We start from the raw sequence: 13,112 nt of genomic DNA, 5'->3' as shown, positions 1-13,112 counted from the left end.
CGATTCCCCGGGCGGGGCCGTATCGCGTCCGTGCGGCGGCGGCTCTCAGGCCGCCGTCGCCAGCTGCTCGCGCGGGACGAACCGCACGTGCGGGCGGCCCGGGCGCAGGTCGACCTTGAGGCGCAGGCCGCCGACGCGGGCCAGCATGAAGCCGACACCGAGCGCGGCCACCAGGGAGAACGCCCCGCCGACCGCCATACCCGTCCGGACGCCGTACGCGTCGCTGATCCAGCCGACGATCGGGGCGCCCACCGGCGTACCGCCGGCGAAGACCATCATGTACAGGCTCATCACCCGGCCGCGCATGGCCGGGTCGGCCGCCATCTGCACGCTGGTGTTCGCGCTGATGTTGGTCGTCAGGCCGATCATGCCGATCGGGACGAGCAGGATCGCGAAGAGCCAGACGGACGGCGCCATGGAGGCGATGATCTCCAGCACGCCGAACGCCGTACCGGCGGCCACCAGCATCCGCAGCCGCGAGGAGCGGCGGCGGGCTGCGAGGAGCGCGCCGACGAGGGAGCCGGCCGCCATGAGGATGTTGAAGAACGAGTACATCCCGGCGCCGCCGTGGAAGATCTCGTCCGCGAAGGCCGTCAGCCAGATCGGGAAGTTGAAGCCGAACGTGCCGACGAAGCCGACGAGGACGATCGGCCAGATCAGCTCGGGGCGTCCGGAGACGTAACGCAGCCCTTCACGGAGCTGCCCCTTGGCGCGTGGGATGACGACGGCCTTGTGCAGCTCGCTCGTACGCATCATCAGCAGGCCGACGAGGGGGGCGAGGAACGACAGGCCGTTGAACATGAAGGCCCAGCCACTCCCGACCGAGGTGATCAGCACACCCGCGACGGCGGGACCGATGAGCCGGGCGGACTGGAAGTTCGCCGAGTTCAGGCTGACCGCGTTCCGCAGCTGGGCGGGGCCGACCATCTCGGAGACGAACGCCTGGCGGGCCGGGTTGTCCACGACCGTGACCATGCCGAGCAGGAACGCGATCAGGTAGACGTGCCACACCTGGACCACACCGGAGAGCGTGAGCACGGCGAGCGCGATCCCGCACAGGCCGAGTGCCGCCTGGCTGATGAGCAGGAGCTTGCGCTTCGGGAGCCGGTCGGCGATGACGCCGCCGTACAGGCCGAAGAGCAGCATGGGGAGGAACTGGAGTGCCGTGGTGATGCCGACGGCTGCGGCGGACCCGGTGAGGCTCAGAACGAGCCAGTCCTGCGTGATGCGGGACATCCAGGTACCGGTGTTGGAGATCACGGCGCCGGTTGCGAACAGGCGGTAGTTGCGGATCTTCAGCGACGAGAAGGTCCCGCCGGGCTTGCTCTCGTGGGTGGAAGTCGGTGCGGGGGCGGAGTCTGCTCCGGATCCCGTACTCAAAAGGGTTCGCCTCCTCGGGCGTGGACATTGCGCTGACTGACGGGGATGCGGCGGTGGGGGCGGTGCGCCGGTCGCTGCCCGGCGCGGCCCGCTCCGCTACAGGTGGGCGAGCTTCTCCAGCACGGGCGCCGCGTTGCGCAGCGTCTCCCACTCGTCCTCGTCCAGGCCTTCGGCGAGGGTGGTCAGCCAGGCGTTCCGCTTGTCGCGGCTCTCGGCGAGCATGGCTTCGGCCTGCTCGGTCTGGCTGACCATCTTCTGACGACGGTCATCGGGGTGCGGTTCCAGTCTGACCAGTCCCTTGGCTTCCAGCAGCGCGACGATGCGGGTCATCGACGGCGGCTGCACATGCTCCTTGCGGGCCAGCTCACCGGGGGTGGCCGATCCGCAACGCGCGAGTGTGCCGAGCACCGACATCTCGGTGGGGCTCAGCGACTCGTCGACGCGCTGGTGCTTGAGGCGCCGGCCGAGCAGCATGACGGCGGAACGAAGGGAGCTCACGGCGGCGGCACTGTCGCTGTCGTGGATCAGGTCAGGCATGTTTGTTAGCGTAACTCATTACCTACCCTAAAGACCACTCGGTGGTACACGCGCGAGGGCCAGATCACCAATCGATCACCCAAACGAGTGAGTCGATTCCGGAAAGTCACGCGCGTCGGGCCCGCGGGACGTAACCCTGCTTGCCATGGGATCGACAGTGCTCAGCCTGCGGATAGACGGTGAGCTGCTCGACCGGCTCAAGCAGCACGCCGCCAAACGCGGAATGAGCGTCCAGGACTATGTGGTCCGGACGCTCATTCGCGACGATTTCGACGAGCGCTTCCAGGCGGCCGTCGACGAGACGGAGAAGTTCTACGGAGCGGAGGGGGTCGCGGCCGAGGAGGTCACCTGACGGAGACCTCCCGGGCCGTGAGCCCGCTCCCGCGTCCGTGTCCCTCCCGGGATCACGTGAGGCCGAGCGCCGGCATCGCGTAGTAGAAGACGAAGACCGCCGACACCACATACATGGCCACCGGCACCTCGCGACCGCGGCCGGCGGCCAGCCGCAGCACACAGAACGTGATGAAGCCGATCCCGATCCCGTTGGTGATCGAGTAGGTGAACGGCATCATCACCATGGCGAGGAACGCCGGGATCGCGAGCGTGTAGTCGCTCCAGTCGATGTCCCGTACCGAGCCCGCGATGATCAGGAAGCCGACCGCCAGCAGAGCCGGAGTGGCCGCCTGCGAGGGGACCATGGTCGCCAGCGGCGTGAGGAACAGCGCCGCCGTGAACAGCAGACCCGTCACGATGCTCGCGAAGCCGGTGCGGGCCCCCTCTCCGACGCCCGCCGTGGACTCCACGAAGCAGGTGCCCGCCGAGGCGGAGCTCGCACCGCCCGCGGCGACCGCGATGCCGTCGACGAACAGCACCTTGTTGATGCCGGGGAAGTTGCCGTCCTTGTCGGTCAGCCTGGCCTCGTCGCCGACGCCGAGGATGGTGCCCATCGCGTCGAAGAAGCAGGACAGCAGCACGGTGAAGACGAACAGGACGCCGGTGAGGACACCGACCTTGTCGAAGCCGCCGAACAGGCTGACCTCGCCGATCAGCCCGAAGTCGGGCGAGGCGACCGGGTTGCCCGGCCACTGGGGCACGGTCAGGCCCCAGGCCTCGCCCGGCAGGTCGGCGACCGCGTCGATGATCAGCGCGACGACCGTCATCGCCACGATGGAGATCAGGATCGCGCCCGGCACCTTGCGGACGATGAGCGCGAGGGTGAGCAGCGCTCCGAGGATGAAGACCAGGACCGGCCAGCCGTTGAGGTGACCGTCGTTGCCGAGCTGGAGCGGCACGGTGGTGTGCGCGATGTCCGGGATACGGGAGACGAAGCCCGAGTCGACCAGACCGATCAGCAGGATGAAGAGACCGATACCGATCGCGATGCCCTTGCGGAGCGAGGTCGGTACGGCGTTCATCACGCGTTCCCGCAGCCCGGTCGCGACGAGCAGCATGACCACGATGCCCGCGAGGACGACCATGCCCATCGCGTCGGGCCAGCTCATCCGGGGGGCGAGCTGGAGGGCGACCACGGTGTTGACGCCGAGGCCCGCGGCCAGCGCGATCGGCACGTTGCCGATGACGCCCATGAGCAGGGTGGAGAACGCCGCGGTCAGCACCGTCGCGGTGACCAGCTGGCCACTGTCGAGCTGGTGGCCGTACATGTCCTTCGCGCTGCCCAGGATGATCGGGTTCAGCACGATGATGTACGCCATCGCGAAGAACGTGGCGAAGCCACCGCGGATCTCACGCGCGACCGACGACCCCCGCTCGGAGATCTTGAAGAAACCGTCCAGGCCGCCGGTGGGCGACGGGGGCGGTGTGGAGTCGACCGGAGCGGTGGCCGAGGGGGACATGTATGACCTCAGTCGTGCGTAGAGGGGGGTAAAAAATGGTCAGCTTTGGACTTTCATACGAATAATTCGAGACAGTCGTAAGCAGATTCAGTATGAATACATAAGGCAAATATCGCTATCTCCGCGCGTAGACCCTTGCGCCGACTGGCCCGGCCATGGGGACCAGCAGTACAGCCGTTGGCGCTAAGCACGTGATCGCTGCCGTTAGCTGCGGATCTCCGCGTTCGGATGGGGCTGGGCCTGGAGCCGCTCGCGCAGGTCGATCTCCTCGAGGGTGAGCGGGTCCTCGGGCCGACGGATGCGTACGGAATTGGGCCGCAGCGGCAGGCCATTGTCCACCACGGCAGACTCGGCTTCCGCGAGCGCCCGATACAGCGAGGCCACCGAGGGGTGCTTACCCGCGTTCTTCCCGACCCTGATGGTGAGCTTCTTTGCGATCTCGGGGACGGGGACGCCCTTGTCCTTGCGGGCGACGGCGAAGGTGAGCATGTCGTCGTCGATGACCTTCGGGCGTCCGCCGTGGTTGCGCTTGGACGCGGCGATGACCTGGCCTTCGAGGGTCTTCTCCCGGATGTAGTTGCGCTCGATCTGCCCGGCGACGGCGAGTACGGCGAAAAACATGGCGCCCATGCCGTTCGGGTCGTAGACGCCGGTGAGCGGGCCGGTCAGGAGTTCGAGCTGGATGCCGCCGGCCTGGAGCTCTGCGGACAACGTCATCAGCTCGGCCGCGTTGCGCGCGAGGCGCTTGAGCTCGTGGACGGTGAAGATGACCGGCGTCTCGGGTGCGGCCTCCCTGAACTGGTGGGCCAGCGCGAGCGCCTTCTCCAGCTCGGGCCGGACCTTGACGCGGGTGCTGATCTGCTCGGAGAAGACTTTGTGGCACTCCGCCCGGCGGAGGGCTTCGAGCTGGCTCGCCAGTTCCTGCCGGGCGGTCGACGTACGGGCGTATCCGATTCGCACCGGCCGTTCGGTTCGGGGCGCGGGCACCACCGCGAGCGCAGGCCCCTGCTTCCACACCCGGCCGGGGCAGCGGTCGGCGGGCACTGGGTCCAGTTCCTCGCGGAGCGCGGGGACGAGGACGAAGCGCGGGGTGTGGTACTTCGCGGCGGTCTTCCCGGCCCTCGTGCGGCAGGCGCTGCCGGCGGGCACGTCACATTTCGCGCAGTCGTGACGTTCTACCGCGATTGCTGCCTGATCGGCGTGAGATCCATGCGGGAAATCTCTCAGAAGTGCCTCGCACAACGCGCGGGTTCTGAGGGGACTCTTGCGAGTGGCGACCTGCGGAAACGTGATCACTCGCGGGCCGTTCTCAGAACTCTCACAGATGACCATTTATGAGAGTTCTGGAGTGCTACTGGTGCAGGCGGCCGCCGCACAGTGTGGGTGTGGCGGCCGTGCGTGGGATTGGCTCGGCGGTTGGAGTCAGTCGGCCCTGAGGAGGGTGTGCAACTCGGCGGTATCGATGATGTTGGCCTGTGTGGGGAAGACGCGATGGAGCAGGATGTTGTGGACTTCGATGTCGGGGTCGGCGACACCGTCGGACAGGACGTAGAGCTGGTAGTCGCGGTCGGCCGCGTCGATGACGGTGGACAGGACGACGCCGCTGGTACTGAAGCCGGAGATGACCAGAGTGGTGATCTCGCGCTCGCGTAGCTGCTCGTCGAGGTCGGTGGTGGACATGCCGCCGAAGCGGATCTTGCGCACGATGATGTCGCCGTCCTGGGGCGCCAGGCGCTCGTGTATGGCGGTGGCAGGGTCCTCGTGGTGCATGAGGCGGTGCTGGGCCAGCGGGGCGAAGGACTTGTTGGTGGCCGGGATCGCGTCCCAGTCGGCTTCGGTGAAGCCGACGCGGACGTAGGCGATGGTGCCGCCCTTGGCGCGGATGTCGGAGATGGCCCCTTCCACCCGGGCCAGCAGGGCTTCGTAGTCCCAGCCTTCGGGCAGATGGGCCAGGATCGCGGGCTGGTAGTCCATGACGAGAAGGGCGGTGCGCGCGGGGTCGAGCGCGGGGGCAGTGCTCACGCGAGTTTTCTCCTTGCTGGTGGTGCTGGTCGGCGCTCATGCCGACTGGTGGTTTCAGGCGGAGGTCGAGCAGGGGCATTGACGGCAGGGCGGCTGCGGCTGTGATCAGAACGTCCGACAGTGCAGTTGGCGCGCCGCCGAGTTACTCGCGGAGAGCCAGTGATTGGACGGGACGCGCATCGGCGGACCGGCCGCAGCCTGTTCTCGGGCGGGCGGCGGGCGGCGGGCTGTGGGTTGCGGTGTGTCACGTTTTACTCCGGATCAGATCTCCCTCGTGGTGCGGCGCGTGGTCGTGCCGGGGAAGCAGGAAGGGGGTGATCAGGATGAGAAGACCGGCGATGGCGATCGCGGTGCGGGGGCCGGTGACGCCGGCCAGCAGACCCCACATCGCGGTTAGGGCTGCGATGGTGAGTTTGCTGGTGACCGACCACGCTGACAGGGTGCGGGCGATCCGGTCCGTCGGGACTTGCTCGAGCCGGTAAGTGGCGAACACCGGGTTGAAAACGCCCATGCAGGTGATCAGTCCGAACTCGACCGCGATGACGAGCACGAGCCCGGCCATCCCGGGCTGGATGAAGGTCAACCCGAGCGACCAGCACGCGCGCAGTGTCCCGGCGGTGAGCAGGACCCTGTGCCGTCCGAACCGTGCGACGAGTCGGCGGACCAGCCGTGAGCCGATGATGCCGCCGACGCAGGGCAGGCCGAACGCGAGACCGTACTGCCAGGGTGCGAACTCGAGGTCGCCGAGCATGAGGACGGCAAGCAGCGGCGAGGTTGCCAGGATCAGGCCGTTGACCAGGACCGTGTTGAAGAACAAGGGGCGCAGGGTCGGGTGGGTCAGGATGTACCGCCACCCTTCGAGCAGGTCGCCGGGCCGGAGCCGCGCCCCGTGCGTACCGGTGCGCACGGGGCGCGGCTCACTGCCGCCGATCGTACGGATTCCCGCGGCCGAGAGCAGATAGCTGACCGCATTGGCCACCAGGGTCATCGCCGGGCCGAACAGCCCGATCGCGGCCGTGCCGACCGGCGGTCCGAGCACGGTGGCGGTCCAGGTCGTGGACTCGAACCGCCCGTTCGCGACGAGCAGGTCCTCCGGCCGCACGAGCGCCTTCAGATACGCGCCACTGGCCGCGTTGAAGGCGATGTCGGCCGCACCGACGACGACGGACACAACCAGGAGCTGGACGAAACTGAGCAGACCGAGCGCGTATGCGGCGGGGACACTCATCAGTGCCACGAACCGGATCAGGTCCATCGCGACCATCACGGGCCGTTTGCGACGAAACTCCACCCACGGCCCGAGCGGCACCGCCACCGCGGCCCCCACCGCCAGCCCCGCGGCTGCCAGCACCGACACCTCGGTCGGCCCGGCGCGCAACACAAGGATCGCGATCAGAGCGAACGCGTCGAACGCGAGCCACGTGCCGAATGTGCTGACCCCATACGCCGCCCACAGCCACCCGAACTGCCGGCCCAACCGTCTCCTGCCCACCACGCTCAGCGCACCCCCCAATGTCCCAACCGAACAAACCAACGTTGACCAGTAGGAGCAAAGCCCGCAGTGCAACAGCAGGTCAAACAACCAATCTGCCAGCAATTCACAACCAAACGTTGTGCACTAAGGTGGATCGGCATGGACCTCGACACCGTCCGGACCTTCGTCGCCGCCGCCGACGCGGGGCAGTTCCAGGAAGCCGCCGCCGAGCTGGCGGTCACCCAGCAGGCCGTCTCCAAACGCATCGCCACGCTGGAGCGCAACCTCGGCGCACGACTGTTCACCCGCACCGCCCGCGGCGCCGAGCTCACCATCGACGGGCAGGCGTTCCTGCCCCACGCGCGCGAGCTGCTGCGCATCGCCGAACGCGCGGTCGCATCCGTACGCACCGGCAGCCGTCCGCTGCGCGTCGACGTGATCAACTCGCGCGGCGCGGCATCCGGCCTGATGCGCGGCTTCCACCGCGCGCACCCCGAGATCGACCTCGACGTGCTGATGCTGCTCGACATCGAGACGGCCGTCGCCGCGATCCGGTCCGGTGCGATCGACGCGTCCTTCCGCGCCGTCGCCGTACCCGGCCGGCCCCTTCCCGAGGACATGGAGTCCGTCCGGGTGCTCGACGAGCCGCTCCAGCTCCTCACCGGCCCCGCCCACGCGCTGGCGGGCGCCCGGTCGGTGACCGTCGCCCAGCTCGCCGGGCACCGAATCTGGATGCCCGGCATCGTCCCCGGCACCGAGTGGGCCGCCTACTACGACGATCTCGTCGCCGAGTTCGGCCTCACCATCGAGGCGACCGGCCCCAACTTCGGCTCCGACGCGCTCCTCGACACCATCGCCGACACCCCGGCCCTGGCCACCTTCATGGGCGAACACACCCGCCTCGTCTGGCCCACCGGCCACGACCTGCGCCGCATCCCGGTGACCGACCCGACGCCCGTCTACCCGCACTCACTGATCTGGCGCCCCGACAACCCGCACCCCGCGCTCACCACACTCCGCAACCACCTCGGCTCCACGCATCCCGACCGCCTCGACAGCGAGACTTGGACACCCACATGGACACAGCGGTAGGCAGCACCGCGTCAACCATCGGCAACGGCCTCGTGAGCCGCAACAGCTAGTCCTCCGTCCCCTCGTCGTCATCGTCGAGTTCGACCGCGTCCGGGTCGCGCAACGGACGCAGGCCGCCGCCGACCGGGATGGAGGCGGTGAAGCCATAGCGGCCCAGGACGTTGAGGTTCTTGTGCTTGAGCGGGGACAGCCGCGGGCTGACGCATCCGCTCCAGCTCCGAGTACCGCCTGCCCTCCGGCGTCTTCAGCGTGGCCACCAGATCGCCGGGCAATGCCGGGTCCGCCCGCCGGGCGGCCTTCGCGACCGTCGTGTGCAGCCGCTTCTCCGCGATGGCGCGGACCTCGGAGACCTGCCGGGCCGTCGCAACGGCGCTCAGACGACGTCGAATTCGTTGCCCTCGGGGTCCTGCATAGCGGCGGCGTAGAGCCCCATGTCCGGCTCATCCTTGATCCGCAGCACGGCGGCACCAGCTTTGACCAGCCGTTCCACCGTAGCCTTGACCCGCTGTGTGCGGACGTCCAGCGGGACGTCACGGCCCCCACCGACCTTCAGGTCGAAGTGCCACCGGTTCTTGGCGACCTTCGGCTCCGGAACCTGCTGGAACCACACCCTCGGTCCACGTCCCGCGGGATCGATGATCGACTCCGGAATGTCCCCGGCACCGGCCGGCAACTCTGCTTCGGGCACCCCCATGGCCGCCCAGTAGGCACGCCAGGTGGCGTGCCCGCCCGGCGGAGGCTCAGGCACGTAGCCCAGGGCCTCGGCCCAGAAAGTCACCATTCTCTGCGGATCGGAGCAGTCGATCGTCAGCTGCACTGTCATCTCCATGCTCGGAGCATCCCAGGCAGGTCTGACAGGCGATCCACTTCCACCTTCGCAGGCGATCCACTTCCACCTTCGCAACAGGCCCTAGACGACCAAGATCAAGTCCTTAGCGCCAACGGCTGCACCGCTGGTCCCCATGGCCGTGGCCCGACAGCCTTTGCACATGCGCCGCATACACTGAGCTCATGGCGAAGTGGACACCGAAGCACGAGGCACCCGAGCCCCTGGAGGGGCCGGTCGTCGCGACCATCACCGGCGGCACGATCCTCTGGTTCGTCCTCTTCCTGGTCCAGCTCCCCTTCTACGGCTGGTTCGACGACCACGGACACCTGTGGTGGGTCTGGACCTGCCTGGCCGGTGCCGGGCTCGGACTGATCGGCATCTGGTACGTGCGGGGCCGCGACGCGGCACTCAAGCGGGCCGCCGCGGCGAGCGGCGAGGCCGGGGACACCGGGGACGCCCCGGGCGCCACCGCCTGAGCGGGCCGCTCGACCGGCTCCGTACTGCCACGGGACCATTCCCCTCCTCCCCCGGTCTGATCTTCCGGCCCCCCGGTGGGTGAACCGGACGTTCCGCCCGTACCGTCGGAACCATGACGCAGCGGGCACTCGATCCCTCCGGGGAACAGCCGACCGGCTCCTCCGGATCCTCAGGCCCCGGACGGCCGGTGAAGATCGACGCCGGTTCCGAACTCGACCCGGTCCACCCGGTGGACCTGCCCGCTCCGGCCACCGGCGCGCGCGGACTGACCGCGGCCGAGGTCGCCGAGCGGATCGCCCGCGGCGAGGTCAACGACGTACCCGTGCGCTCCTCCCGGTCCGTGACCGAGATCGTCCGCGCCAACGTCCTCACCCGGTTCAACCTGATCATCGGTGTCCTCTGGCTGATCATGCTGTTCGTCGCGCCGATCCAGGACAGCCTCTTCGGCTTCGTGATCATCGCCAACACCGGCATCGGCATCGTGCAGGAGTGGCGGGCCAAGAAGACCCTGGACAGCCTCGCCGTCATCGGCGAGGCGAAACCGACGGTGCGCCGGGACGGTGTCGCGGCCGAGATCTCCACCTCCGAGATCGTCCTCGGCGACCTCGTCGAGCTCGGCCCGGGCGACAAGGTCGTCGTGGACGGCACCGTCGCCGAGGCCGACAGCCTGGAGATCGACGAGTCACTGCTCACCGGCGAGGCCGACCCGGTACTGAAACGGGCCGGCGACCCCGTCATGTCCGGCAGCTTCGTCGTCGCCGGCGGCGGAGCCTTCGCCGCCACCAAGGTCGGCCGCGAGGCCTACGCCGCACAGCTCGCCGAGGAGGCCTCCCGCTTCACCCTCGTCCAGTCCGAGCTGCGCAGCGGCATCTCGACCATCCTCAAGTACGTCACCTGGATGATGATCCCGACCGCGATCGGCCTGATCATCAGCCAGCTCGTCGTCAAGGACAACAACTTCAAGGACTCGGTCGCCCGGACCGTCGGCGGCATCGTCCCGATGATCCCGGAGGGCCTGGTCCTGCTCACCTCGGTCGCCTTCGCGATCGGTGTCGTACGACTGGGGCGCAAGCAGTGCCTCGTCCAGGAGCTCCCCGCCATCGAGGGCCTGGCCCGGGTCGACGTCGTCTGCCTGGACAAGACCGGCACCCTCACCGAGGGCGGCATGGACGTCACCGAGGTCCGTGCGCTGAACGGGGCCGAGGAGCCGTACCTGCACCGCGTCCTGGGCGCCCTCGGCGCCTCCGACCCGCGCCCCAACGCCAGCCTCCAGGCCATCATCGACGCCTACCCGGTCCCGGACGGGAGGGCCTGGGGAGTCACCGGGGCCCTGCCGTTCTCCTCGGCCCGCAAGTACAGCGGCGCCACGTTCGACGAGGGCGGCGGGCGCGAGTCGTCCTGGCTGCTCGGCGCCCCCGACGTGCTGCTCCCCGAGAGCGACCCGGCACTCACCGAGATCGAGCAGCTCAACGAGCAGGGCCTGCGGGTGCTGCTGCTGGCCCGGGTACGGGGCGAGCTCGACGCCCCGGACATCGCCGCCGGAGCCGTACCGAGCGCGCTGATCGTCCTGGAGCAGCGGCTGCGGCCCGACGCCGGGAAGACCCTCGCCTACTTCGCCGACCAGCGGGTCGCCACGAAGGTCATCTCCGGGGACAACGCCGTCTCGGTCGGTGCCGTCGCCGCGAAGCTCGGGCTGCCGGGCGCCGAGCACACCCTGGACGCGCGCAAGCTGCCCACCGACCCGGACGCCATGGCCACGGCCATGGAGGAGAACACGGTCTTCGGCCGCGTCACCCCGCAGCAGAAGCGGGAGATGGTCGCCGCCCTCCAGTCCCGCGGCCACACCGTCGCGATGACGGGCGACGGCGTCAACGACGTCCTCGCCCTCAAGGACGCCGACATCGGCGTCTCGATGGGTTCCGGCTCGGAGGCGACCCGGGCCGTCGCCCAGATCGTGCTGCTCAACAACAGCTTCGCGACCCTGCCGTCCGTCGTCGCCGAGGGCCGCCGGGTCATCGGCAACATCACCCGGGTCGCCACCCTGTTCCTGACGAAGACCGTCTACTCGGTGCTGCTGGCCGTCCTGGTCGTCTGCTTCCAGGTCGAGTACCCGTTCCTGCCCCGCCATCTGACACTGCTGTCGACGCTGACGATCGGCATCCCGGCGTTCTTCCTCGCCCTGGCCCCCAACAAGGAGCGGGCCCATCCGCACTTCGTGCGCCGCGTCATGCGGTACGCGATCCCGTCGGGCACCATCGCGGCCGCCGCCACCTTCGCGATGTACCTGATCGCCCGGAACCACTACTCCGGTACGGGCGCGCTGGACGCGGAGACGAGCGCGGCGACGCTCACGCTGTTCCTCGTCTCGATGTGGGTCCTGGCGATCATCGCCCGCCCGTACACCTGGTGGCGGATCTGCCTGGTGGCGGCCATGGGGCTGGCGTTCCTGATCGTGCTCGTGGTGCCGTGGCTCCAGGACTTCTTCGCCCTGAAACTGGTGGGCACGACGATGCCGTGGACGGCGGTGGGCATCGCCGTGGCGGCCTCGGTCGCCCTGGAGTACGCCTGGCGCCTGGTGGGCCGCCGCTTCCCGGTGTAGGGAGAGCGCCGGCCCACCGCGCGGGGGTTACTGCACGTCGACGAAGTCACCCGTGGAGTTGACGGCCGGAGTGGAGGCCGTACCGGCGAAGCTGTAGCGCCAGTAACCGTCGACCGAGGCCGTGACCGTGGTCTTCAGGGTGCCGATGCTGCTCGTCTTGGCGGTCTTCACCGTGGTCCAGGCCGTGCCGCCCTTCTTGAGGAACTGCAGCTTGACCGGCTGGTTGGTGTAACCGTGGTACTTGAAGTCGTCCCAGTTGGCCCGCGCCAGCTTGCCGGTGACCGTGATGGTCTTCCCCTTCTTCACCGGCTCCGGGGCGGCGTTGACGGTCTGCGAAGCCGCCCGCTGGAACTTGAAGGTGCCGGCCTTGTCCTTCCAGTTGTAGTCGCCGTCCTTGGCGTCCACCCAGACGTTGACGTACCAGGTGCCGGCGACGTCGTTCGAGTACGGCAGGTCGACCTTGGGGTCGACGGTGAACGACGCGGTGCAGGTGCTCCCGGAGCACTTGGTGCTGTCCGGCGACAGGTAGCCGAACGCCGGGCCCTCCAGGTCGATGTCGATGCCCTTGATGCCGGAGTTGTCCTTGGCGGTCACCGCGACGGTGAACTTCTTGACGAGGCTGGTGCCGACCACGACGTTCTTGCCACCGTTGACCGACACCTTGGTGATGGCGGTGTCGCCGTAGGAGCCGTTGGCCTGGGCGGCCGGCACAGCGAGGGCCAGCAGGCCCAGAGCGCCGACGGCAACGGTCGCGGAGGTACGCATGCGCATGTGTTTCCCCGTGGGAAAGGGCCCCTGGTGCGCCAGCGCACCGGTGGGGCCGATCGGTCTGTTGAGTCCGTTGACTCA

Annotated in this window: 12 protein-coding genes; 4 read left to right on the top strand and 8 right to left on the bottom strand. The window is 68.7% G+C overall.

All coding sequences use genetic code 11. The features are described 5' to 3' along the window. Positions 1-45 precede the first annotated feature (45 nt). Both SH922_RS22460 and SH922_RS22455 read right to left on the bottom strand, forming a co-directional pair. Complete coding sequence (locus tag SH922_RS22460; protein ID WP_393059686.1) at positions 46-1,380, bottom strand: MFS transporter; 1,335 nt, start codon at positions 1,378-1,380, stop codon at positions 46-48. A 96-nt stretch (positions 1,381-1,476) separates the two neighbouring features. Further along, complete coding sequence (locus SH922_RS22455) at positions 1,477-1,917, bottom strand: MarR family transcriptional regulator (RefSeq protein ID WP_350996774.1); 441 nt, start codon at positions 1,915-1,917, stop codon at positions 1,477-1,479. 145 nt (positions 1,918-2,062) lie between these two features. On the opposite strand from SH922_RS22455, the gene SH922_RS22450 reads away from it, so the two are divergent. Beyond that, positions 2,063-2,269 carry a ribbon-helix-helix protein, CopG family gene (locus SH922_RS22450; protein WP_326737854.1) on the top strand — a complete coding sequence of 69 codons (207 nt, stop codon included), beginning with the start codon at positions 2,063-2,065 and terminating at the stop codon, positions 2,267-2,269. A gap of 52 nt (positions 2,270-2,321) precedes the next feature. On the opposite strand, the gene SH922_RS22445 is transcribed toward SH922_RS22450, so the two are convergent. The 4 genes from SH922_RS22445 to SH922_RS22430 form a co-directional block, all read right to left on the bottom strand. Continuing rightward, the gene (locus SH922_RS22445; protein ID WP_393059685.1) at positions 2,322-3,770 is read right to left on the bottom strand and encodes an NCS2 family permease; all 1,449 of its coding nucleotides are present in this window, start codon (positions 3,768-3,770) and stop codon (positions 2,322-2,324) included. 204 nt (positions 3,771-3,974) lie between these two features. After that, positions 3,975-4,919, bottom strand: coding sequence for a recombinase family protein (locus tag SH922_RS22440; RefSeq protein ID WP_393059684.1), 945 nt, complete (start codon positions 4,917-4,919; stop codon positions 3,975-3,977). Positions 4,920-5,192: 273 nt separating this feature from the next. Beyond that, a complete protein-coding gene (locus tag SH922_RS22435) occupies positions 5,193-5,792 on the bottom strand; it encodes a cysteine hydrolase family protein (protein ID WP_393059683.1) in 600 nt (199 codons plus the stop codon). 244 nt (positions 5,793-6,036) lie between these two features. Then, complete coding sequence (locus tag SH922_RS22430) at positions 6,037-7,287, bottom strand: MFS transporter (RefSeq protein WP_393063653.1); 1,251 nt, start codon at positions 7,285-7,287, stop codon at positions 6,037-6,039. 138 nt (positions 7,288-7,425) lie between these two features. Between SH922_RS22430 and SH922_RS22425 the strand changes: the two genes are divergently transcribed. After that, positions 7,426-8,358 (top strand): LysR family transcriptional regulator, encoded by a 933-nt coding sequence (locus tag SH922_RS22425; protein ID WP_393059682.1) that lies wholly within the window; start codon positions 7,426-7,428, stop codon positions 8,356-8,358. A 373-nt stretch (positions 8,359-8,731) separates the two neighbouring features. Here the strand turns inward: SH922_RS22425 and SH922_RS22420 are convergent, their stop codons facing one another. Continuing rightward, complete coding sequence (locus SH922_RS22420) at positions 8,732-9,187, bottom strand: VOC family protein (RefSeq protein ID WP_393059681.1); 456 nt, start codon at positions 9,185-9,187, stop codon at positions 8,732-8,734. A 182-nt stretch (positions 9,188-9,369) separates the two neighbouring features. Here SH922_RS22420 and SH922_RS22415 point away from each other — a divergent pair, with 182 nt between their 5' ends. After that, positions 9,370-9,663, top strand: coding sequence for a DUF2530 domain-containing protein (locus SH922_RS22415; protein ID WP_393059680.1), 294 nt, complete (start codon positions 9,370-9,372; stop codon positions 9,661-9,663). Between the two features lie 113 nt (positions 9,664-9,776). Continuing rightward, a complete protein-coding gene (locus SH922_RS22410) occupies positions 9,777-12,263 on the top strand; it encodes an HAD-IC family P-type ATPase (protein WP_393059679.1) in 2,487 nt (828 codons plus the stop codon). A gap of 27 nt (positions 12,264-12,290) precedes the next feature. Here SH922_RS22410 and SH922_RS22405 read toward each other — a convergent pair whose 3' ends face one another. After that, a complete protein-coding gene (locus SH922_RS22405; RefSeq protein WP_393059678.1) occupies positions 12,291-12,974 on the bottom strand; it encodes a calcium-binding protein in 684 nt (227 codons plus the stop codon). Positions 12,975-13,112: the final 138 nt, after the last annotated feature.

It is taken from the genome of Streptomyces sp. LN549 (assembly GCF_043203805.1).
GTDB lineage: Bacteria > Actinomycetota > Actinomycetes > Streptomycetales > Streptomycetaceae > Streptomyces.
The sequence above is the reverse complement of the archived record's forward strand: the minus strand, read 5'-3'. Positions and strand labels throughout refer to the sequence as shown.

What these genes read in the sequence shown, in the direction of transcription:
- SH922_RS22455 (WP_350996774.1), bottom strand. Translation starts at nt 1,917, where the DNA reads ATGCCTGACCTGATCCACGACAGCGACAGTGCCGCCGCCGTGAGCTCC.
- SH922_RS22450 (WP_326737854.1), top strand. Translation starts at nt 2,063, where the DNA reads ATGGGATCGACAGTGCTCAGCCTGCGGATAGACGGTGAGCTGCTCGAC.
- SH922_RS22445 (WP_393059685.1), bottom strand. Translation starts at nt 3,770, where the DNA reads ATGTCCCCCTCGGCCACCGCTCCGGTCGACTCCACACCGCCCCCGTCG.
- SH922_RS22425 (WP_393059682.1), top strand. Translation starts at nt 7,426, where the DNA reads ATGGACCTCGACACCGTCCGGACCTTCGTCGCCGCCGCCGACGCGGGG.
- SH922_RS22420 (WP_393059681.1), bottom strand. Translation starts at nt 9,187, where the DNA reads ATGGAGATGACAGTGCAGCTGACGATCGACTGCTCCGATCCGCAGAGA.
- SH922_RS22415 (WP_393059680.1), top strand. Translation starts at nt 9,370, where the DNA reads ATGGCGAAGTGGACACCGAAGCACGAGGCACCCGAGCCCCTGGAGGGG.
- SH922_RS22410 (WP_393059679.1), top strand. Translation starts at nt 9,777, where the DNA reads ATGACGCAGCGGGCACTCGATCCCTCCGGGGAACAGCCGACCGGCTCC.